This window comes from Rathayibacter sp. AY1B6 (genome assembly GCF_002932755.1).
Lineage (GTDB): Bacteria > Actinomycetota > Actinomycetes > Actinomycetales > Microbacteriaceae > Rathayibacter.
Map to the genome: position 1 here is coordinate 66,686 of NZ_PSWL01000013.1, position 21,988 is coordinate 88,673.

A 21,988-nucleotide genomic window follows, 5' to 3' on the forward strand; every position below is an offset into this window, starting at 1 on the left:
CGTCGTTGCCCCGGTGTAACAGCGTGTGACGCGCGCCTCTCGGCGAGCGCCGCCGGCCGTGAGGGCTTCGTTACGCCCGTGACACCGGAGGCGTGCTCGCACGAAACGCGCGATCCCTACCGTTGCCTCATCGCGCCCGACCGGACGCGGTGGCCCACGTGCAGGAAGAAGGCGCAGCGATGACCCTCCTCGATCGGCTCGCCCCCACGACCGCCACCACCTGGGTGCCGGTCTGCGCCGTCGGCGACCTCGAGCCGCTCTGGGGCGAGGCCGCCCTGGTCGGCGGTGTGCAGCTCGCCCTGTTCCTCCTGCCCGACGGGCGGGTGCGGGCCGTCTCGAACCTCGACCCCGCGACCGGCGCGGCCGTGCTCTCGCGCGGCATCGTCGGCTCGCGTCTGGTCGACGGCGTGCAGCGGCCCACGATCGCCTCGCCCCTGCACAAGGACGTCTTCGACCTCGAGACCGGCGCCTGCTTCACACGAGCGGAGCTGCACCTCGCCACCTGGCAGGTGCGCCAGAGGGAGGGGAGGATCGAGGTCGCCCAGCGGACCGCTCTGGTCGCCGCGTCCCACGGAACCTCCGATGACGACGGGAGGCGTGCCGTCGCCGCACTGGTCGATGCGGTCCGCCGGGCCAACCCGGCGCTGGACGTGCTCGACTCCTTCGTCGACGTGCAGCAGCCCGACGTCCCCGCGACCCTGGACGCTCTCGAGCCGGGCCGGCCGGTGGTGGTCGTGCCGCTGCTGCTCTCGGCCGGCTACCACGTGCACGTCGACCTCGCCGAGGCCGCGGCGGAGGCGGAGCGGCCGGTGCGGGTGTCGGGCGCGCTCGGACCCGATCCCCGCCTGGCGCGCGTGCTCGCCCGCCGGCTCCACGAGGCGGGGCTCGACGACGGCGACCGCGTCGTGCTCGCCGCCGCCGGCTCGAGCGACGCCGGCGCCGTCGCGGACTGCTGGACCACCGGCCGCCTCCTCGCCGCCGAGCTCGGCCGCGAGGTGAGCACCTCGTTCATCTCGGCCGCTGAGCCGCGGGTCGCGGAGGCGGTCGCCGCCGAGCGCACCGCCCACCCCGGCGCGCGCGTCGTGGTCGCCACCTACCTGCTCGCGCCCGGCTACTTCGCCGGCCTGGCCGCCTCCGCGGGGGCCGACCTCGCCTCCGCCCCCCTCCTCACCGCCGTCGATCCGCCCGCCCGCGAGCTGGTCGACATCGTCTCGGAGCTGTTCGGGCGCAACGCCTGACGCCTCCTCCCCGCACCACCACCGCTCCACCTCCCCGTCCCGAGCGCGCCCTCGCGCGCGCCACCCACCCTCCGGAGGACCACGATGACTGCTGCACCCCCGACCACCGCCCCCACGACCGCCGCCGCTTCCACCGGCATCATCCGACGGCCTGGCCGCTGGATCGACGGCTGGAACCCCGAGGACCCCGCCCAGTGGGAGGCGGAGGGACGCTCCGTCGCCGCCCGCAACCTGAGGTGGTCGATCTTCGCCGAGTTCCTCGGCTTCGTCGTCTGGCAGCTCTGGTCGGTCGTGGTCGTCTCGCTGCCGGCGGCCGGATTCGCCTTCGACACCGGGCAGATCTTCTGGCTCATCTCGATGCCGAGCCTCGTCGGCGCCACCCTGCGGATCCCGTACACGTTCATGGTCCCCCGCTTCGGCGGCCGCAACTGGACGATCGTGTCGGCGGGCCTCCTGCTGATCCCCAGCGTCGGACTCGGCATCGCGGTCTCGAATCCGGAGACCCCGTTCGGCGTCATGCTCCTGGTGGCCGCGCTCGCCGGCTTCGGTGGCGGCAACTTCGCCAGTTCGATGGCGAACATCACCTTCTTCTACCCGCATGCGCAGAAGGGCTGGGCTCTGGGGCTCAACGCCGCGGGCGGCAACCTGGGCGCCTCCGTCGCGCAGCTCGTCGTGCCGATCGCGATCACTGTCGGCGCCGCGGCCACGCTGAACCTGCCGATCGCCGGCTTCCTCTGGGTCCCCCTGATCGTCGTGGCGATGATCGGCGCCGCCAAGCGCATGGACAACCTCTCGACCGCGAAGTCCGACGTCGCCGCCTCCCTCGCCGCGCTCCGCGAGCCGCACCTCTGGCTGCTGGCCGTGCTCTACATCGGCACCTTCGGGTCCTTCATCGGATTCGCCGGCGTGTTCCCGAAGCTCATCGCCGACACCTTCCCCGAGTTCTCCGGCTTCGCCGTCGGCTCGGCGACGGTCGGCCTCGCGTTCCTCGGCTCCCTGGTGGGCTCGCTGTCCCGCCCCTCCGGCGGCCGTCTGGCCGACCGCTTCGGCGGAGCGCCTGTCACGGTCCTCGCCTTCGTCGCCATGGGCGCCGGGATCCTCGGCGTGATCGCGACGCTGCCGCTCGGCAGCTTCTGGCTCTTCCTCGCCTGCTTCCTCGTGCTCTTCTCGGCGGCCGGCATCGGCAACGGCGCGACCTACCGCATGATCCCCACGGTGTTCGCCCTCCGCGCCCGCCAGCGCGGTGACGACGGCATCGGCGCCCAGCGCACGTCCGCCGCGGCGCTCGGCCTGATCTCGGCGATCGGCGCCTACGGCGGCTTCGTGATCCCCCAGCTGCTCGGCTTCTCCAAGACCGAGTTCGGCGACTACACGACGGCGCTGGGCTGGTTCGTCGGCGCCTACGCGGTGATGCTCGCGATCACGGCCGGCGTCTACCTCCGCCTCGCCGCGAAGACGGGGACCCGGATCTGACGATGAGCGCCCCCGCCCCGACCGATTCCCACTGCCCCTACTGCGCCCTGCAGTGCGCGATGACGCTGACACCCGCGACGGGCCCCGTACCCGTGGCGGTCGAGGGGAGGGAGTTCCCGACGAACCGGGGCGGGCTCTGCGCGAAGGGCTGGACCTCCGCCGAGCTGCTGGCGAGCGGACAGCGCCTGGTCTCCCCGCTGCTGCGCGGTGCCGACGGCGTCCTCGCGGAGGCGTCGTGGGAGGAGGCGCTCGACGCGGTCGCCGGAGCGGTGCGCGGCGTCCGGGCGCGGCACGGCGCCGACGCGGTGGCCGTCTTCGGCGGCGGGGGCCTCACCAATGAGAAGGCCTACCAGCTCGGGAAGTTCGCTCGGATCGCTCTCGGCACCTCCCGGATCGACTACAACGGCCGCTTCTGCATGTCCTCAGCCGCGGCGGCCGGCAACCGCGCCTTCGGCGTCGATCGCGGACTGCCGTTCCCGGTGTCCGACCTCGACGACGCCGACACGATCCTGCTCCTGGGCTCGAACGTCGCGGCGACGATGCCGCCGCTGCTCGCCCACTTCGCCGGTGCCCGCTCGCGGGGCGGCCTGGTGGTCGTCGACCCGCGCCGCTCGGCCACCGCCCGGCTGACGGAGGACGGCGCCGGCACGCATCTGCAGCCCGCCCCCGGGACGGATCTGCCGCTCCTGCTCGGGCTGACCCACCTGGTCTTCGCCGAGGGCCTCGCCGACACCGCCTACCTCGCCGCGCGCACGACCGGCGCCGAGGCGGTGCGCCGCAGCGTCTCGGCGTGGTGGCCGGAGCGCACCTCCGCGGTCACGGGCGTGCCGACCTCGCTCCTCCGCTCCCTCGCGCGCCGGCTCGCCGAGGGGCGGTCGTTCGTGCTGACCGGCCGCGGGGTCGAGCAGCACATCGACGGCACCGACACCGCGACCGCCGCGATCAACCTCGCTCTCGTGCTCGGCCTGGTGGGCCGCGAGGGGTCGGGGTACGGCACGCTCACCGGTCAGGGCAACGGCCAGGGCGGACGCGAGCACGGCCAGAAGGCCGATCAGCTCCCGGGGTACCGCTCCATCCGCGATCCGGAGGCGCGGCGCCACGTCGCCGCCGTCTGGGACGTGACGCCCGAATCGATCCCGGGCCCGGGGCTGCCCGCCACCGCCCTGCTCGCCGAACTCGGACGCTCCGTGCACTGCCTGCTGGTGCACGGCTCCAACGTGGTCGTCTCGGCCCCGGACGCCGACGCCGTCCGCGCCGGGCTCGAAGCCCTGGACACGCTGGTCGTCTGCGACTTCTTCCTCTCCGAGACCGCCGCGCTGGCCGATGTGGTGCTCCCGGTGCCGCAGTGGGCGGAGGAGGAGGGCACGATGACCTCGCTCGAGGGCCGGGTGCTCCGCCGCCGCCGGGCGATCGACCCGCCGGCAGGAGTGCGCAGCGAGCTCTGGATCATGAGCGAGCTGGCGCGCCGTCTCGACGCCCCCTCGCGCTGGTCGACGGTCCCCTCGGAGGTGTTCGACGAGCTGGCCCGCGCGTCCGCGGGAGGCGTGGCCGACTACTCCGGCCTCTCGCACGCCCTGCTCGACACCGGGATCGCCGCCCACTGGCCTTACCCCGCGGGCGGCACGGGGACGCCGCGCCTCTTCGCGGAGCGCTTCGGGCACCCCGACGGCCGGGCGCGCCTGGTCGCCGTCATCCCCGCCGTCCCCGTCGTCGTGGACCGCGGCGAGGAGCTGACCCTGGTGACCGGCCGCTACCTCCAGCAGTACCAGTCGGGCACCCAGACCCGGCGGGTCGCGGAGCTCGATGCGGCCCGCCCCGAGGCGCGGCTCGAGATCCACCCGGCGACCGCCTCCCGGCTCGGCGTCCGCGACGGAGCACCTGTGGCGATCGGGAACGAGCGCGGCGTGGTCCGCGCCCGCGCGAGCGTCACCGCGGACATCCGGCACGACACGGTGTTCCTGCCCTTCCACTACGCGGGTGAGCAGTGCGCGAACCTCCTCACCGAGGCCGTCGTGGACCCGGTGTCGTCGATGCCCGAGTTCAAGCGCACGCGGGTCTGGGTCCGCGCGGAAGGGACGGCACATGCCTGAGACACCTCCCGAGCGGATCGTCCTGATCGGCTACGGACCCGTCGGCTCGCGCTTCGTCGAGGAGCTGCTGCCGGCCGTGCGGACCGGTCTGGTCGCTCTGACGGTCGTCGGCGCCGAGAGCGACGACCCCTACAACCGCGTCCTGCTCGCGGAGTACGCCGTCGGCCGGGCGACGCGCGAGCGCCTCGACCTCGGCGACCGGACGGCGGCGGAGGCGGCGGGCGTCGTCCTGCGCCTGGGAGCGGCCGTCGTGGGGATCGATCGCGCGCGGAACGTCGTGCGGCTGCACGACGGTGAGCGGCTGCCTTACGATCGCCTCGTCCTGGCGACCGGTGCCCGCGCGAACGTGCCGACCCTCGCCGGGATGGAGCGGGCCCGACGCGAACGGACGGTGCGCGCCGCCGATCCGGGCTCGCTCGACACGGGCTCCCGGCCCCTCCCGGAGCAGGTGGTGGCGCTGCGCGACCTGGCCGACGCCCGGGTGGTCCGCGAGGCCGTGCGCTCCGGCGCTCGCCTCGTCGTGCTCGGGGCGGGAGTGCTCGGTATCGAGTTCGCCCTCGCCGCCGCGGAGCAGGGCGCGGAGGTGGTGGTCGTCTTCCACGGGGACATCCCGATGGCCCGCAATCTCGACACGGGCGGGGGCCGGATGCTCGCCGCGGCCGCCCGCGCGGCCGGCGTCGAGATGGTGGCGCACGCCCGGTCCGAGAGCGTCCTGCTCGCGCACGACGACCGCGGCCGTGCGCACTTCCAGGCGCTCGTCTGCGCTGACGGCAAGCAGATCGAGGGGGATCTGCTGGTGCTCTCGTGCGGTGTCGGTGCGCGGGTCGAGCTGGCTGCGGGCGCGGAGCTCGCCGTCTCGACGGGGATCCTGGTCGATGAGCAGCTGCGCAGCTGGAGCGACCCGGACGTCTTCGCGATCGGAGACTGCGCGCACGTCGCCTCCCGCGGCTCGGCCCTGCCCGACGGCCGCGTGCCCGGCGGACCGAGCGGACTGATCGGTCCGGGATGGGAGCAGGCGGATCGGCTCGCGGCACGGATCCGGGCGGAGGCGGAGGGCCGCTGCGCCGAGGAGCGCGTCTCCGACGCCCGACCGGCGGTCGTGATGCTGAAGGCCGAGGGCGTCGACCTCGTGGCAGGAGGCGACGTGGCCCCGGAGCCGTGGGACCCGCACCGCCCGGGCGAGGAGCACCTCGAGGTGACCCTGTGGGCGGACCCCGCCCGCGGCGGCTACGCCAAGCTCGTGACCGCAGGAGGAGTGCTGCGCGGGTTCGTCTCGGTGGGTCTGCCCCGGGTCGGCGCCGAGCTCAGCCTCCTCTTCGAGCGGGGCTCGGAGCTGCCGGCGGACCGGACGAGCCTGCTGCGTCTGGACGCCCCCGATGCGGGTGCCGCCGCGACCGGCGATCCGTTCGCCCCCGATGCCACGGTCTGCTGGTGCAACGGTGTGACGGCGGCGGTGATCACGGATGCGGCTGCCGCGGGGCACGGGACGGTCGCCTGCGTCGGGCGGGCGACCCGCGCCGGCACGGGCTGCGGCGGCTGCACCGGGCGCATCGCCGAGCTGCTCGCGCGGACGGCGGTCCCCGCCTGATCGCCGCCGGTACCGGGCCTCGCCGCCTCAGCGGTCGAGCGCCTCCGCGACGCGCCGGGTGACCGCGCGCAGCTCGAGCTCGGTCCCGCGGACACGTTCGTCGAGAGCCGCTGCCGCGTCCGCGGCCTGCTCGGCGGCCGCCGCACCCGCCGCCTCGGACGAGACGCGCTCGGCCGCGATCGACGCGCTGAGCTCGTCCAGCGCCGCCCGGAGGCCCGCCGACTCGTCCCGCAGCACGGAGACGTCGCCCTGCACCGCGCTCAGCTCGCCGCGGAGCCCGGCCACCTCGTCGCGCAGGGCCGCCGTCTCGGCGCGCAGCTCCTCCGTGCGCAGCCGCGCCTGCTCGAACCAGGGGGCGACCAGACGGTGCACCGCGTCGCGGAGCACGGCGCCGCCGCGGCCGAACCGGGTGGGCGCGGAGCCCGGGTCCTGGAGGAAGTCGTGGTCACTGGTCATCGTCGTGGTCCCGTCCGGAGAAGCGGCGGTGGAGCACGTCCATCGCCCGCAGATCCTTGTCCATGATGTCGGCCTCGAGGGTGGTGTCGGCGAGGCGGTCGGCGAGGCCCGGCCGGGAGCGGCGCTCGAGCGAGGCCTCGATCAGCTCGACGGAGCGCTCGAAGGAGAGCGGGCCGCGTGCCGCCTCCCGACCGCGGCGGCCGAGCGCCTCGAGGTCCACCGCCCCGCTGACCACGTCCCGCATCGCCTCGAGGAGCGCCGGGGCGGAGCGGGTGATCTTGATGCAGTCGACCCCGTCGATGAGGAACTCCGCGACTCCGCTGGCCGCCGTCACGATCGGCACGGCGCCCGCCGCGGCGGCCTCGACCGGCGCGACGCCGAACGCCTCTCCGGCCCAGGTCGGGAAGAGGAACGCGTCGGCCCGGCCGTGCGCCGCGAGCACCTCGGCGTGCGGAGTCGCTCCGTGGAACTCGACGAGGCCGGCCAGGCCCGCCTCGTGCGCCCGCGCACGCCAGCCGTCCACGTCTCCCTCGCCGTAGAGGTCCACGCGGAAGTCGCGGGTCTCCTCCGCGAGAGACGCCGCCGCCTCCAGTACCAGCCCGACACCCTTGTGCTCGCCGAGCGACGCGGCGAAGGTGAACCGGGTCGTCCCGCCCTCGCGGTAGCGCCGCGGCTCGGCGGTGTCGGGGGGAACGGACACTCCGCGTCCGATCACCTCGACCTCGCCCAGGCTCAGCCCGCCGGCCTCGATCGCGTCGACGAGCGAGCGGCTGACAGCGACGATCTCGCCGCGGTCGAAGTGGTCGGGGGCCTGGGCGCCGTAGACGCGGAGCACGCGCTCCGGCAGCCCGTCGACCAGGGCGTTCGGGATGCGGTCGCCGAGGTTCCACATCCACGGGGCCTCCACCGCTCGCAGGAGGTCGATCAGCGCGAGGCCGCCGATCCCGAGCAGGTTGAAGGCCACCACGTGGGTCGGTGCGAAGTCCCGCAGCTCCTCGAGCAGGATGCGGGTGTTCTCGAATCGCGAGACGGCGCTCTCGTGGTGCATCAGCTGAGCGATCTCGCCGCCCGTCTGCGGCAGCGGGAAGTAGGTGCGCAGGCTCAGCGTGCGGTGCACCTCGACGCCGGAGGGCTCCGGCGGCAGGTACGTCGGCGTGGTCAGCACCCGCACGGTGTGGTCGCGGGCGGCCATCGCCTCCGCGACGCGCGCACAGGTCATCTCGTACCCGCCGAGCACCTGCGGCGGGTAGAGGTTGCTCACGAACAGCAGGCGCATCAGGGCATCTCCCCTCGCGCGGAGGCGTCGGCCGCGATCCGCGCCGTCACCTCGGGCGTGTAGGCCGCGCGGGCCTGGCGGTCGTTGCCGCCGTCCCAGTAGTTGACGAGGTAGAGCCCGGACTGCTGGGTGCGCGGCACGAACGGGAACAGCTGGGCGCGGGGCTCGATCTGCGCGATCCGGTAGCCGGCGTCGACGGCTCGCACGTGCAGCCAGATGTCGTCGGCGTCCGGGGCGATCTCGCGGAACGCGTCCCCGTGAGCGGCGATCTCGCCGAGGAGCGGGGCGGGCAGCAGCTGCCCGGAGACGGAGGTGCCGAAGACGTCGGACGATGCGCGCGTGTCCGCGACCGGGGTCCAGCTCGTGTACGGAGCGACCGCGCCGTCGACGATCCCCACCCGGTGGGCGCGGTAGCAGAGCACGGTCTCGCGGGGATAGCGCGAGCGGGCGCCGAGCAGGCCCTTCAGCCAGGTGCGCGGGTACACGATGTCGTCGTCCGAGGTGACGAGGTCGCGCTCCCCCGCCCGGCCCGAGAGCAGGTGCGGGTAGTACTTCGTGTGCACGCGGTAGCCGTCGACCAGGCGGATCTCGACGCCGCGGCGGCGGAGGCGGCGCAGCGGCGCGGGCAGGTCGGCGTGCAGGGCCGGGTCGTCGAGCCAGAGCACCAGGCGCGCGGGCCGGGCGTCGCCGCGGGCGATCGACTCGAGCGCCACGTGGACCCGCTGCAGCCGCTCGCCGTGCGTGGTCATCGTCACCACGACCTCGCCCGCCGGATCGACCGCGGAGCGGCGGGAGAAGCGGTTGGCCAGCGCGAGCAGCAGCAGCTGGCGCCGGAGCGCGGGCGAGGGGTGGTCGATCGGCCGGGCGGCGATCACGGCGGCGCGGCGCTCCGAGAGTCGTTGCGGGGCGGTGCGGACGACCCGGGCCGCGGAGCGCAGCCGCGTGCGGGGGCGGACGCGGCGGCCCAGCGCCGCGAGGCGCGTACGGGGCCGGACGCGCCGGCCGACGGCGGCGAGAGCGGGATGCATCGGTCCAGGTTAGCCGGACGCTCCCGGGCGCCCTGCGCCGGTCAGGGCTCGTCGACGACCGCGAAGGCCCGCACCGGGAAGGTCCCGAAGCTCCGCACCTTCGGCGGCACGGCGGTGAAGCGCGCCCCTGTCGCGGGCAGACCGTCCAGGCCGGTGAGGTGCTCGACGACGTGCACTCCCGCGGCGAGGAGGGCCGAGTGCGCGGGCCGCGATCCGCCCGACTCCGTGTCGTCGATGTTGACCGAGTCGATGCCGACCAGCGCCGCGCCGCCGGCGACGAGCGCCTCCGCCGCCGCGCCGCTGAGGAAGGGGGCGCCGGTGCCGTACCCGGGCGTGGCGAAGTGCACGTCCCAGCCGGTGCGGAGGAGGACGGCGGCGCCGCGGACGTCGAGCCCCGCGACCGCGTCCGCCCCGATGCCCCGTTCGGAGGCGCCGGACGCGTCGATCACGACCGCCGGCAGATCGACCAGGGTCTCGAGGCGGAGCGCGGCGAGGTCGGCTCCGCCCTCGTAGCGGTGGAACGGGCTGTCGAGGTAGGTGCCCGTGTTGCCGATCATCTCGATGACGTCCATCGCGAACTCGGTGCCGGGCGCGTAGGACGCGCGGGACGCCTCCCGGGTGAGATGCGGCCGGATGCGCGGCGAGGGCAGGCCCGGGTAGGTCACCAGCCCGTCGGAGACGGTGTGGCTGAGGTCGACGAAGCGGCGCGGAGAGGTCATGCGCCCGATCCTCGCAGTGGCAGGATCGGGCGCACCATCGAGATACCGCCCCGCGGGGCGGCGTTCGCGCCCTATTTCTTCGGCAGCGCCGCCGACAGGTCCGCGATCAGGTCGGACGAGTCCTCGAGACCCACCGAGAGCCGCACCAGCGACTCCGAGACCTCGAGCGGCGTGCCCTTGACCGACGCGTGCGTCATCTCGCTCGGGTAGCCGATCAGCGACTCGACACCGCCCAGCGACTCGGCGAGCTGGAACAGCTCGGTCGACTCGGCGAACTTCCGGGCGGCGCGCGGCGTCGCGAGCTCGAGCGAGAGCATCCCGCCGAACCGCGACATCTGGCGCTTCGCCAGCTCGTGGCCGGGGTGCGAGGGCAGGCCCGGGTAGTGCACCGCCGTCACCGCCGGGTGCTCGACGAGGAACTCGGCGACCGCCTGCGCGTTGATCGAGTGGCGCTCCATCCGCACCCCGAGGGTCTTGATGCCGCGGACCGTGAGCCACGCGTCCATCGGGCCCGAGATCGCACCGACCGCGAACTGCAGGAACGCGATCTTCTCGGCCAGCGGACCCGAGCGCAGGGCGAGTGCGCCGCCGACGACGTCCGAGTGGCCCCCGAGGTACTTCGTGGTCGAGTGCACGACCACGTCGGCACCGAGGGCCAGCGGCTGCTGCAGGGCGGAGGAGGCGAAGGTGTTGTCGACGACGACGATCAGGTCGTGCGCGTGGGCCAGGTCGGCGAGCTCGGCGATGTCGCTGATGGTCATCAGCGGGTTGGACGGGGTCTCGACCCAGAGCATCTTCGTCTCGCCGGGGACGATCGCCCGCTGCACCTCGCGGAGGTTCGACATGTCGACGGCCGTGTTGCGCACGCCCCAGGCGCTGTGCACCCGGTCGATCAGGCGGTGACTGCCGCCGTACGCGTCGTTGCCCAGGACGACGTGGTCGCCGGGCGCGAGAGCGGCGCGCAGCAGGGTGTCCTCGGCGGCGAGGCCGGAGGAGAAGGAGTAGGCGACGTCGGCACCCTCGAGCGACGCGATGAGCTCCTGGAGCGAGTCGCGCGTCGGGTTCGCCGAACGGGCGTACTCGTAGCCGCCCCGGAGCCCGCCGATGCCGTCCTGGACGAACGTGGAGGTCATGTAGACGGGCGGCACGACCGCGCCGGTGGTCGGATCGAACTCCTGGCCGGCGTGGATGGCGCGGGTGTCGAAGTGCTGCTTCTTGGGCATGGTGGGGGCTCCCTGGGTCGGAGGTGCGGAGGCGGCGGCCGTCAGGCCGTGGCGTAGGTGAGGAGGTCCTGTCGGGTGATCACCGCGACGGGCTTGCCCTCGTCGGTGACGAGGAGGGCGCTGTGCTCAGTGAGCGCGGCGCGGGCGGCGGTGATGCTCTCGCCGAGCCCGATCAGCGCGAGCGCGTCGCCCACGCAGTCGCCGAGCGGGTCGTTCATCGAGGCGGATCCCGCGAAGACGCGGTCGAGCAGCTCGCGCTCGTCGACGGCTCCGACGACCTCGCCCATCACGACGGGCGGCTCGGCGGTCAGCACCGGCAGCTGCGAGACGCCGTACTCGGTCATGATGCCGATCGCGTCGCGGATCGTGTCGGTCGGGTGAGCGTGCACGAGCGCCGGGAGGTCCGCCTGCCCGCTCGCCGCCCGGGCGCGGAGCACGTCGCGGACGGTGCCCTCGTCGCGCATCTCGAGGAAGCCGTAGGAGCGCATCCAGCGATCGTTGAAGATCTTGCCGAGGTAGCCGCGCCCGCCGTCCGGCAGCAGCACGACGACCACGTCGTCCGGCCCGAGACCGGCCGCGGCCTTGAGCGCGACGGAGACGGCGAGCCCGCTCGATCCGCCGACGAGCAGTCCCTCCTCGCGGGCGAGGCGGCGGGTCATCGCGAACGACTCGGCGTCGCTGGAGGCGATGATCCGGTCGACCACGCTCGGGTCGTACGCGCTCGGCCAGAAGTCCTCGCCGACGCCCTCGGTGAGGTACGGGCGACCGCCGCCGCCGGAGTAGACGGAGCCCTCGGGGTCGGCGCCGACGATCTGCACGCGGCCCTCCGACACCTCCTTGAGGTAGCGGCCGACTCCGCTGATGGTGCCTCCCGTGCCGACTCCCGCGACGAAGTGGGTGAGCCGGCCGGCGGTGTCGCGCCAGATCTCCGGGCCCGTGGTCTCGTAGTGGCTGAGCGGGCCGTTGAGGTTCGCGTACTGGTTGGGCTTGAAGGCGCCGGGGATCTCGCGGGCGAGCCGGTCCGAGACGGAGTAGTAGGAGGCGGGATCCTCCGGAGCGACGGCCGTCGGCGTCACGACGATCTCGGCCCCGTAGGCGGTGAGGACGTTGCGCTTGTCCTCGCCGACCTTGTCCGGCAGCACGAACACGCAGCGGTAGCCGCGCTGCTGCGCGACGAGGGCGAGGCCGATGCCGGTGTTGCCGCTGGTCGGCTCCACGATGGTGCCGCCGGGCTTCAGCAGCCCGTCGCGCTCGGCGGCGTCGATGATGCGAGTCGCGATGCGGTCCTTCGACGAGCCGCCGGGGTTCAGGTACTCGACCTTCACCAGCACGGTCGCCTGCACGTCCGCCGCGACGGGGCCCAGCTTCACCAGCGGGGTGTCGCCGATGAGGTCGAGGACCGAATCGGCGTACGCCATCCCGGTCTCCGGGCGTGCGGGAAGTGCGCGATCCAGGCTCATCCCGCCAGCGTAGCAACCGGCTCCGGGCGTGTGACGGTGGTGAGCGGAGGCCCAGGGAGCTCTCCCGGGAGGGGAGTGCCGCCGGTCGCGCCGGTGCCCTATCGTGGGGGTTCGCGAGCGCCGCCGTCGACCCGGAACGGACCCCGAATGACCTCACCGATCGCCGCACCGCCGCGGCGTCCGGCCGACATCCACCTCCTCCGCCTGCTCGGCCCGGCGCTGGTCGCCGGAGTCGCCTACCTCGACCCGGGCAACGTCGCCAGCAACATGACGGCCGGAGCCCGGTTCGGCTACCTCCTGGTCTGGGTGGTGGTGCTCGGCAACCTGATGGCCTGGCTCATCCAGTACCTCTCGGCGAAGCTCGGCCTGATGACCGGCCGCAGCCTCCCGGAGCTGCTCGGCGACCGCCTGCGCGGCCGCTGGGGCCGCCGGGCCTACTGGCTGCAGGCCGAGACGGTCGCGATGGCGACCGACCTGGCCGAGGTGATCGGCGGCGCGATCGCGCTGAACCTGCTGTTCGGACTGCCGCTGCTGGTCGGCGGCGTGGTCACCGGCGCGGTCTCGCTGGTGCTGCTGCTCGTGCAGACGCGGGGCGGGGCGCAGCCGTTCGAGCGGGTGATCACGGCGCTGATGGTGCTGATCGCCGTCGGCTTCACGGTCGGCGTGGTCGTCGATCCGCCGGACGCGGGCGCGACCGTCGCCGGTCTCGTGCCGCGCTTCGAGGGCTCGGAGTCGGTGCTGCTCGCCGCCTCGATCCTCGGCGCGACCGTCATGCCCCATGCGATCTACGCCCACTCCGCGCTCGCGCGCGACCGCTTCGGCCACGTCGAGGGCGTCGGCGCGCGGCGGAGGATCCTGGTCGCCACCCGGATCGACGTGACGATCGCGCTCGCCATCGCCGGCACCGTGAACCTCGCGATCCTGCTCCTCGCCGCGCACTCCCTGGCCGGAGTCGCCGGGACGGACAGCCTCGAGGGCGCCCACGCGGCCATCGGGGCGGCGCTCGGGCCGGTGGTCGCGACCCTGTTCGCCGTCGGCCTGCTCGCCTCCGGCCTCGCCTCGACCTCGGTCGGCGCCTACGCCGGCGCGGAGATCATGCACGGGCTGCTCCAGGTGCGGGTGCCGCTCGTCGCGCGTCGGCTCGTGACCCTGATCCCCGCGCTGCTGGTGCTCGCGATCGGCTTCGATCCGACGCGAGCGCTGGTGCTCAGCCAGGTGGTCCTGTCGTTCGGCATCCCCTTCGCGCTCGTGCCGCTCGTGATCCTGACCCGCGACCGCCGCCTGATGGGCGACCAGACGAACCGCTGGTTCACCACCCTCGCCGCCGCGCTGGCCGCCGTCTTCCTCATCGTCCTGAACGGCCTGCTGCTCTGGCTCACCTTCGCCCCCTGAGCAGCGGCGGCGCGGCCGAGCGTCGGAGCGGCGGCGCGGGATCCCACTCCTCCGCGGCCTCCCTCCTCCGCAGAGGGAGCGGCCCGACCCGCCCTCCGCTGATCGAGCAGCCCGCCCCGCGGGCGCATCGAGATCCCCTGACCGCGCATTGATCCGATCCGAAGCCTCGCTCGTTATCCTCTGAGAGCGCCTCTCAGGCGCCTGCGCCCGCTACAGGCGCCTTCCGCCCTCAGAACGAGAGACGCCGCCGTGCCCAAAGACACGCTGTCCGCCAAGAACCGCGCCCGACAGGAGAAGCTCGAGACCTACAAGCGCGAGCAGGACCGCCGCAAGCGCGGCTCCCGCATCTGGATCTGGTCGCTGTCGGCCCTGGCCGTGCTCGCGGTCGGCGGGATCGTCGCGGTCACCGTCTTCGGCAACCAGCAGATCGTCGAGGCCCGCCAGATCGACGGCCTGCAGACCTTCGACAACGACGCCACCCACGTCGCCGGCGCCGTCGACTACCCGCAGACCCCGCCGGCGGGCGGCCCGCACAACGCCGTGTGGATGAACTGCGGCGTCTACGACAAGCCCGTCCCGAACGAGAACGCGGTGCACGACCTCGAGCACGGCGCCGTCTGGGCCACGTACGACCCCGCGCTCCCGCAGAGCGAGGTCGACGCGCTGATCGCCGCGATGCCCGACACCTACTCCGTCGTCTCGCCCTACGAGGGTCTCGAGTCGCCCATCGTGCTGAGCGCCTGGGACGCCCAGGTCGCGATCGACTCGCCCGAGGACCCGCGCATCGACGCCTTCGTCGAGCGCTTCTGGCAGTCCTCGAGCGCTCCGGAGCCCGGCGCCCCCTGCACCGGAGGGATCGATGCGCCCGGCAAGCAGTAGGGGCCGGATCCTCGTCGCCGCGGTCGCCGTGGTCGCGCTCCTCCTCGGGGCGGCCGGCGGCTACCTCTTCGGCGCGCTCGCCCCGTTCGCCTCCGCCGCGACGCCCTCGAGCGCCAGCGCCGAGGCGGGCTTCGCGCGCGACATGCAGGTGCACCACCTGCAGGGCGCCGAGCTGGCGATGATCGCCCGCGAGCGCAGTGCCGACGACGAGGTCCTCACCGTCTCGAAGGACATCCTGCTCACCCAGCAGCAGCAGGCCGGGCAGCTCTTCGGCTGGCTGAACTCGTGGGGCCTGCCGCAGGCCGCTCCGGAGCCGTCGATGACCTGGATGGGCCGGCCGACCCTGGCCGGAGCCGCCGACGAGCACTCGTCGATGGGGATGGGGACCGAGGACGGCGTCGTGCCCGCGAGCATGCCCGGTCTCGCGACACCGGACCAGATCACCGCCCTCAGCAGCGCGTCCGGCCGCGACTTCGACCGGATGTTCCTCGAGCTGATGATCGCCCACCACCGCGGTGCGATCGACATGGCCGAGGCGCTGCTCGCCCGGAGCCGCGTGACGGTCGCCACCGACTTCGCCTCCTCCGTCGTGAAGGCCCAGGAGGCCGAGATCTCGCTGATGGAGCAGATGCTCGCGGACCGTCCCGCCGCCTGAGCGCGCGCGCCGCGCACATCGTCAGCTGAGAGCCGTGCCCCTCCGCCGTCGAGAAAGGGCGGGTGCTCTCCGCTGACGTTCTGCGCCGACTCCGTGTCGGCTGCGGTCGGCCGCGCGGCCGCAGCCGCGACTCAGCCCTGGAGGGCCGACTCCGTCTGCTGCGCGTAGAGCGAGGCGTAGAGGCCGCCGAGGCCGAGCAGCTCGCGGTGGGTGCCCGACTCGACGATCCGGCCACCCTCCACCACGTGGATGACGTCGGCCGACACGATGGTCGAGAGCCGGTGGGCGATGGCGATGGTGGTGCGGCCGCGGGCGGCGTCGTCGAGTGCGGTCTGCACGATCCGCTCCGAGACGGTGTCGAGGGCGCTGGTCGCCTCGTCGAGGATGAGCACCGCCGGGTCCTTCAGCAGGACGCGGGCGATCGCGAGCCGCTGCTTCTCGCCTCCGGAGAGCCGGTAGCCTCGCTCGCCGACCAGGGTGTCGTAGCCGTCGGGGAACGACGTGATCGTCGCGTGGATGTTCGCGGCGCGCGCGGCCGCCTCCAGCTCCTCCTGCGTCGCGTCCGGGCGGGCGTAGCGGAGGTTGTCGCCGATCGTCGCGTGGAAGAGGTAGGTCTCCTGGCTGACGATGCCGATGTGCGAGACGAGCGACTCCTGCCGCAGCTCGCGCACGTCGGTGCCGGCGAAGCGCACCGCTCCCCCGGCCACGTCGTACAGGCGCGGGACGAGGTAGGAGATGGTGGTCTTGCCCGCGCCCGAGGGACCGACGAAGGCGACGAACTGGCCCGGCTCGATCGCGACCGAGACGTGGTCGAGCGTCGGGCGCGCGTCCTCCGCCTGGTCGGGGTAGCGGAACACCACGTCGTCGAGCTCGACCCGGCCGAGCTCGCCCGAGACCTCGCGTGCATCCGCCCGGTCGGTGATCGCCGGGCGCAGGTCGAGGTACTCGAAGATGCGGGCGAACAGCGCTCCGGCCGTCTGCAGGTCGAGCGCGACGCGCATCAGGCCCAGGAGCGGCCACATCAGGCGCGCCTGCACGGTGGTGAAGGCCACGACGGTCCCGGCGGTCACGGTGGTGCCGCCGAGGATCAGCCAGGCGGCCACGAGGTACACGATCACGGGGATGACGGAGAGGAAGATCTGCACCATTGCGAAGAACCACTGGCCGGACATCTGCTGCCGCACCTGGAGCTCGATCTGCCGGCCGTTCTCGTCGGCGTAGCGCGTCACCTCCGACTCCTGGCGGCCGAAGCTCTTGGCCAGGAGGATGCCCGAGACGCTGAGGGTCTCCTGGGTGATCGCGGTCATCTCGGACAGCGACTCCTGCGTCTTCGTCGCGATGCGCGCCCTCACCTGGCCGACGCGGCGCTGGGCCACGACGAGCACCGGTGTGAGGACGAGGGCGACGATCGTCATCTGCCACGAGAGCAGGAGCATCGCGACGACGGCCGCGATCACGGTGACGGTGTTGCCGAGCACGCTCGAGACGGTGTTCGTGAGCACGTTGGCCACGCCGCCGACGTCGTTGGCGAGGCGCGACTGGATGACGCCGGTGCGGGTGCGGGTGAAGAAGCCGAGCTCCATCGCCTGCAGGTGGCGGAAGAGGCGGATGCGCAGCTCTCCCATGACCGTGTTGCCGACGGTCGCGGTGAGGTAGGTCTGCCAGACGCCGAGGATCGCCGAGAACGCCCAGACCAGCACCATGACGCCGACCAGCTCGAGCAGTACGGGGAGGTTCGGGCGTCCGCCGGGCGGGAAGAGCCCGCGGTCGAAGGCCAGCTGGGTGAGGAGCGGGGGCACCACCGTGAGGGCGGCGCCGACGAGCACGAGGATCACGGTGAGCGTGAGCTTGGGGCGGTGGTCGCGGAAGAGCCCCGCGATGCGCCGGAGCAGGTCGTCGACCTTCGGAGCCGCCGCGTTGATCTCCCGCTGGCTGTCCGGATCGCTGCTCGAGATCCTCCCGCCGCGCGCCCCTCCGCGCATCCCGCCGCCTGCCGCGACGTCACCCATCCTGCTCACGGCTCGACCCTAGCCCCGCCCGCCGTCCCGCTCTCGTCCTTCCGCCCACGGCGAAGTCGTGCAAACCCGCCCCGCGTCCCCCGCGCCGTCCCCAGCCGATCGACCGCGCCGGTCACCTCTCCGCCACGCGGCCACTCGACCACCACCCAATCCGCCCGATCTCGATGCGTCGCCGCGCGACTGTCCGGCCCCCGCGCAAGGCGGCCGCCGCAGGCGCTGTGCCCTTGGTGGCCGCCGCAGGCGCCACTCCCCCGATGGCCGCCCCGGCGCCGTGCCCCTGGTAGCCGCCGCAGGCGCCACTCCCCCGATGGCCGCCTCCGGCGCCGTGCCCCTGGTGGCCGCCCCCGGCGCCACCGCACGACGAAGGCCCGGGTCCTGCGCAGCAGGACCCGGGCCTTCGTTCGTGCCCCCCCTCCCCCGACGAGCAGTGCTGACGGCCCGCGGGGGTGTCGTGGGCAAGGCGGAGGAGGAGAGCTGTAGCGGAGCTACCGCCGACGACGACAACGCCGCCCACGGCACCCCCGCGGGTCGTCAGCCCTTGGTGGCGCCGGCGAGGAGGCCGCGGACGAAGAACCTCTGGAGGGAGAAGAACACGATGAGCGGCACGATGATCGAGATGAACGCGCCGGCCGTGAGCAGCTCCCACGACTGGCCGTAGGAGCCGGTGAGGTCCTGCAGCGCCTTCGTGATCGGGAGCCCCTGTCCGGAGGTGAAGACCGTCGCGACGAGCAGGTCGTTCCAGACCCAGAGGAACTGGAAGATGCCGAAGGAGGCGATCGCCGGGACCGAGAGCGGGAGGACGATGCGGAAGAAGATCTGGCCGTGGCCGGCTCCGTCCACGCGGGCCGCTTCGATGACCTCGCCGGGGATCTCCGAGATGAAGTTGTGCAGCATGAAGATCGCGAGTGGGAGCGCGAAGATCGTGTGCGCGATCCACACCTTCGCGTACGAGCCGTCCAATCCGTTCACCCCGAGGCCGGGGAGGATGTAGAGCCCTCCGATGCGCAGGCCGTCCGAGAACAGCTGCAGCAGCGGCACGAGCGCCATCTGGATGGGGACGATCTGGAGCGAGAACACGAGGACGAAGAGCGTGTTGCGGCCCTTGAAGTCGATCCAGGCGAACGCGTAGGCCGCGAGGCTGGCGATCGTGATCGGGATCAGCGCCGCGGGCAGCGTGATGACCAGCGAGTTCACGAACGCCTTGCCCAGCGTCAGGCTGTCGCCCGAGTCGAGCGCGTTCGCGTAGTTGTCGAGGGTGAAGCCGGGGTTGGCGAAGATCGTCCACCAGCCGGTCGTCTTGATGTCGTTGGCGGGGCGGAACGACGAGATGAACAGCCCGAGGGTCGGGACGGTCCAGATGACGGCGATGATCAGCGCGGCGAGCGTGGCACCGCGCGACGTCGTCGCCTTCTTGACCTTCCCGCTGGCCGCCTCGATCCTCGACTCTCCGCGGGCGAGCGCGCGCTCGGTGCTGCGGTCGACCGGAACCTGGATCGGAGTGGGCGTGACGCTCATCGGATCTCCCTCTGCTTGGCGAGCTGGCGGGCGTTGTAGACGACGATCGGGAGCACGAGCAGGAACAGGATGACCGCGAGGGCCGCGCTGTAGCCGCTGCGGGCGCCGAGCTGGAACTGGCGGACCATCTCGAACGCGAGGACCGTGGTGTCGGAGCGGCCGCCGGTCATCGCCGAGACGATGTCGAAGACCTTCAGCGACGCGATCGAGATCGTCGTGAGGACGACCACGATCGAGGAGCGGATGCCGGGCACGGTGACGTTCCAGAAGGACTGCCACGCGCTGGTGCCGTCGAGCGAGGCCGCTTCGAGCTGCTCGGAGGGGACGCCCTTGATCGCGGCGGAGAGCACCGTCATGGCGAATCCGGCCTGGGTCCAGATGAGGACGACGACGAGGAACAGCGTGTTCCACGGCTCGAGTCCCAGCCAGTCGACCGGCGGGGCGCCGAAGGCGGTGAGGATCCCGTTGAGGAGGCCGATCTGCTCGCCCTGGCGGACGTCGTAGAAGAACTTGAAGATGATCGACGCGCCGACGAACGAGATCGCCATCGGCATGAAGACCAGCAGCTTGAAGAACTTCTCGCCGCGGCTCTTGTCGATGAAGACCGCGTAGGCGAGGCCGATGGCGGTCGCCGTGATGGGGGCCAGGAGCACCCAGACCACCGTGTTGAGGAAGGCGGTGATGCCGTCGGGGCTGGTGAAGACCCAGACGAAGTTGTCGATGCCGGCGAATCCGGAGCCGTCGTTCTTCATGAATGCGTTGAAGGCGGTCGTGATCGTCGGGTAGATCAGGCCGATCAGGATGAAGAACGCGGCCGGTGCCATGAAAGCGATGAGCTGGAGTCCGTAGCCCGCGCCTTTGCGGGATCGGAAGTCGAGCAGGAACAGCGCACCGCCGATGACGGCGGCCACCACCGCGACCCAGAGGACCGAGTTGTAGAGGCCGAAGACCAGCAGGAGGACGACCGGCAGGACGACCGTGACCGCGAGCCGGAGGATCGTGTAGCCGGTGCCGCGGCGGGGCGCGATCTCGACGAAGAAGAGGATGAGTGCCACCACGGCCGCGAAGGCCAGGAGGATGAGCGGGATCTGCGCGAGCGGCGGGATTCCCGCCAGCCACTGGAAGAACCCCGAGATGGTGATGGGGGACATGGACGCCCTTTCGAGTGCGACTCTGGACTCAGGAGGGGCCCGGCCCCGGGATCCGTGGATCCGGGGACCGGGCCGTCACAGCTGAGCCGCCACTCGGGAGCGGCGGCTCTGCTCCGCTGTTAGGAGGTGTAGCCGGCCTGGATCTCCTCGAGCGCCTGGTCGGTGCTCGTGCCGTCGATCCAGTCGACCATGCCCTTGAAGAAGCTGTCCGAGCCCACTGCCTTCGGCATGAGGTCGGACGCGTCGAAGCGGAACGTGGTGTCCGGGTTCTGGAGGATCGCGATGGAGTCCTTCAGGACGTCGCTGCCCGCGTTGGCCGGGTCGAGACCGGTGTTGGCGGAGATGACGCCTCCGAGGGAGACGCGGCTGTTGGCCCAGTCGGCGCTGGCCAGGTACTCCTGGACCTTCGCGGTGTCGGCGTCGTTCGAGAAGGCGGCGACCATCTCGCCACCACCCGTGACGGCCTGGGCGTCGTCGGCCTTGACCGGCGGGGTGAGGAAGGCCCACACGTCGCCGTCCTCGGCCACGTTGGCGCCGGCCGAGGTCAGGAAGCCCTCGAAGAACGAGGCCTGGTGGGTCAGCGCGCAGGTGCCGTTCGCCATGTTCTGGGCGACGTCGCCGAAGGCGGTGGAGTTGATCGACTTCACGTCGCCGTAGCCGGCGTTGACGAGGGTCGGGTCGAGGAGGATCGATCCGACGGAGTCGAACGCGGACTTGATGGCCGGGTCGGTGAAGGGGGTGTCGCCTGCGACCCAGGAGTCGTAGACGTCGGGGCCGGCCTCGCGGAGGACGGCGTCCTCGATCCAGTCGGTTCCGGGCCAGCCGGAGGCCTCACCGGAGTTGAAGCCCGCGCACCAGGACGGTCCGCCGGTCTTCTCGGCGATCGTCTTGCCGAGCGCCTCCATCTCGTCCCACGTCGTGGGAACGGAGACGCCCCACTCCTTGAACTTGGCCGGCGAGTACCAGATGTAGCCCTTGACGGACGCCATCAGCGGCGCGCCGTACTGGGTGCCGTCGACCTGGCCGTACTTCTGCCAGTCCTCGGACCAGTTCTGCTTGACGTTGGCGAGGGCGCCCTCCGGGAGCTCCTGCACCTTGCCCGAGGCGACGGTGTCGGCGAGCAGACCCGGCTGCGGGAAGATCGCGAGGTCGGGGGTGTCGCCACCCTGGACCTTGATGCCGATCTGCTTCTCGAACTCCTTGTCGCCCGTGTACTTGATCTCGATGTCGTTCTCCTTCTCCCAGTCCGCCCAGGACTGCTCGAGAAGGGTGGCCTCGTCGCCGTTGATGGTGCCGTAGATGTTGACGACGCCGTCGGCGGTGCCGACCGTGCCGGCCGAGCTGCCGCCGCCGGCGTTCGGGTCGTTGGGGTCACTGCTGCTGGAGCAGCCCGCGAGAGCGATGCCGGCCGCTGCCAGAACGGCGACCGGGACGGTGATACGGCGGTGCAGGGATGACCGCATTCTTCCTCCTCATTGAGTGGTGGAACCAGCTGAGCAGGCCGCTCCTCGCCGATCGGGGATCGGGAGGCTGTGGCGGCTCGAAGCGTGTGCCGCGACGACTCGGATGCTGGTGATGGCGATGCCAGGAGGAACTCCGAGCGGATCACCGGATTCGTGTGGATGGGCTCCCACGGAGGGAAACCTTTCCACAAGAACGATGAAAGCACAACGCCGGTGATAGAGCGCTCTCTGAGATAACGATTCGGCGTCAGAACAGCGATCGCGGCGGCCGGGCCGGATGGAGATCGATCTCGGCGCGACGTCCGGCCGCCGGGCGGGGTATAACTTCCTGGAACCGTTTCCAGCATCGACGCCGGACGGTCGG

The 21,988-nt window shown here is 72.5% G+C and carries 17 protein-coding genes; 7 read left to right on the forward strand and 10 right to left on the reverse strand.

The window, feature by feature from the left end; all coding sequences use genetic code 11:
* Nucleotides 1-179 precede the first annotated feature (179 nt).
* The 4 genes from nirD (at nucleotide 180) to C5D08_RS08870 (ending at nucleotide 6,389) form a co-directional block, all read left to right on the forward strand.
* A complete protein-coding gene (gene nirD / locus C5D08_RS17490) occupies nucleotides 180-1,238 on the forward strand; it encodes a nitrite reductase small subunit NirD (RefSeq protein WP_104276726.1) in 1,059 nt (352 codons plus the stop codon).
* Between the two features lie 84 nt (nucleotides 1,239-1,322).
* Nucleotides 1,323-2,711 carry an MFS transporter gene (locus C5D08_RS08860; protein WP_104276727.1) on the forward strand — a complete coding sequence of 463 codons (1,389 nt, stop codon included), beginning with the start codon at nucleotides 1,323-1,325 and terminating at the stop codon, nucleotides 2,709-2,711.
* Nucleotides 2,712-2,713: 2 nt separating this feature from the next.
* Nucleotides 2,714-4,801: a molybdopterin oxidoreductase family protein gene (locus C5D08_RS08865; protein ID WP_104276728.1), complete on the forward strand. Its 2,088-nt coding sequence runs from the start codon at nucleotides 2,714-2,716 to the stop codon at nucleotides 4,799-4,801.
* The gene (locus tag C5D08_RS08870; protein ID WP_104276729.1) at nucleotides 4,794-6,389 is read left to right on the forward strand and encodes an NAD(P)/FAD-dependent oxidoreductase; all 1,596 of its coding nucleotides are present in this window, start codon (nucleotides 4,794-4,796) and stop codon (nucleotides 6,387-6,389) included. Before C5D08_RS08865 ends, C5D08_RS08870 begins: the two co-directional genes overlap by 8 nt.
* A 27-nt stretch (nucleotides 6,390-6,416) precedes the next feature.
* Here the strand turns inward: C5D08_RS08870 and C5D08_RS08875 are convergent, their stop codons facing one another.
* The 6 genes from C5D08_RS08875 to C5D08_RS08900 all read right to left on the reverse strand — a co-directional run bounded on the left by C5D08_RS08875 (nucleotide 6,417) and on the right by C5D08_RS08900 (nucleotide 12,509).
* On the reverse strand, nucleotides 6,417-6,845 hold the full coding sequence (locus C5D08_RS08875; protein ID WP_104276730.1) for a hypothetical protein: 429 nt from the start codon (nucleotides 6,843-6,845) through the stop codon (nucleotides 6,417-6,419).
* Nucleotides 6,835-8,121 carry a glycosyltransferase gene (locus C5D08_RS08880; protein ID WP_104276731.1) on the reverse strand — a complete coding sequence of 429 codons (1,287 nt, stop codon included), beginning with the start codon at nucleotides 8,119-8,121 and terminating at the stop codon, nucleotides 6,835-6,837. Before C5D08_RS08880 ends, C5D08_RS08875 begins: the two co-directional genes overlap by 11 nt.
* Entirely contained in the window at nucleotides 8,121-9,149 is a 1,029-nt protein-coding gene (locus tag C5D08_RS08885) for a glycosyltransferase (protein ID WP_104276732.1), read from the reverse strand. Before C5D08_RS08885 ends, C5D08_RS08880 begins: the two co-directional genes overlap by 1 nt.
* Nucleotides 9,150-9,190: 41 nt before the next feature.
* Nucleotides 9,191-9,868 (reverse strand): cyclase family protein, encoded by a 678-nt coding sequence (locus tag C5D08_RS08890; protein WP_104276733.1) that lies wholly within the window; start codon nucleotides 9,866-9,868, stop codon nucleotides 9,191-9,193.
* Nucleotides 9,869-9,939: 71 nt separating this feature from the next.
* Entirely contained in the window at nucleotides 9,940-11,091 is a 1,152-nt protein-coding gene (locus C5D08_RS08895) for a cystathionine gamma-synthase (protein ID WP_104276734.1), read from the reverse strand.
* Nucleotides 11,092-11,132: 41 nt separating this feature from the next.
* Entirely contained in the window at nucleotides 11,133-12,509 is a 1,377-nt protein-coding gene (locus tag C5D08_RS08900; RefSeq protein ID WP_104276735.1) for a cystathionine beta-synthase, read from the reverse strand.
* 189 nt (nucleotides 12,510-12,698) lie between these two features.
* Between C5D08_RS08900 and C5D08_RS08905 the strand changes: the two genes are divergently transcribed.
* From C5D08_RS08905 to C5D08_RS08915, 3 genes are all read left to right on the forward strand, one after another.
* Nucleotides 12,699-13,943, forward strand: coding sequence for an Nramp family divalent metal transporter (locus C5D08_RS08905; RefSeq protein ID WP_104276736.1), 1,245 nt, complete (start codon nucleotides 12,699-12,701; stop codon nucleotides 13,941-13,943).
* Between the two features lie 249 nt (nucleotides 13,944-14,192).
* Entirely contained in the window at nucleotides 14,193-14,822 is a 630-nt protein-coding gene (locus C5D08_RS08910; protein ID WP_258067369.1) for a DUF3105 domain-containing protein, read from the forward strand.
* Nucleotides 14,803-15,477, forward strand: coding sequence for a DUF305 domain-containing protein (locus C5D08_RS08915; RefSeq protein ID WP_104276737.1), 675 nt, complete (start codon nucleotides 14,803-14,805; stop codon nucleotides 15,475-15,477). The genes C5D08_RS08910 and C5D08_RS08915 overlap by 20 nt, the downstream gene beginning before the upstream one ends.
* A gap of 131 nt (nucleotides 15,478-15,608) precedes the next feature.
* On the opposite strand, the gene C5D08_RS08920 is transcribed toward C5D08_RS08915, so the two are convergent.
* The 4 genes from C5D08_RS08920 to C5D08_RS08935 all read right to left on the reverse strand — a co-directional run bounded on the left by C5D08_RS08920 (nucleotide 15,609) and on the right by C5D08_RS08935 (nucleotide 21,624).
* Nucleotides 15,609-17,486, reverse strand: coding sequence for an ABC transporter ATP-binding protein (locus tag C5D08_RS08920; protein ID WP_104247708.1), 1,878 nt, complete (start codon nucleotides 17,484-17,486; stop codon nucleotides 15,609-15,611).
* Between the two features lie 540 nt (nucleotides 17,487-18,026).
* Nucleotides 18,027-19,010, reverse strand: coding sequence for a carbohydrate ABC transporter permease (locus C5D08_RS08925; protein WP_104276738.1), 984 nt, complete (start codon nucleotides 19,008-19,010; stop codon nucleotides 18,027-18,029).
* Entirely contained in the window at nucleotides 19,007-20,161 is a 1,155-nt protein-coding gene (locus tag C5D08_RS08930; protein WP_181110114.1) for a carbohydrate ABC transporter permease, read from the reverse strand. Before C5D08_RS08930 ends, C5D08_RS08925 begins: the two co-directional genes overlap by 4 nt.
* 119 nt (nucleotides 20,162-20,280) lie before the next feature.
* Nucleotides 20,281-21,624: an ABC transporter substrate-binding protein gene (locus C5D08_RS08935; RefSeq protein WP_104276739.1), complete on the reverse strand. Its 1,344-nt coding sequence runs from the start codon at nucleotides 21,622-21,624 to the stop codon at nucleotides 20,281-20,283.
* Nucleotides 21,625-21,988: the final 364 nt, after the last annotated feature.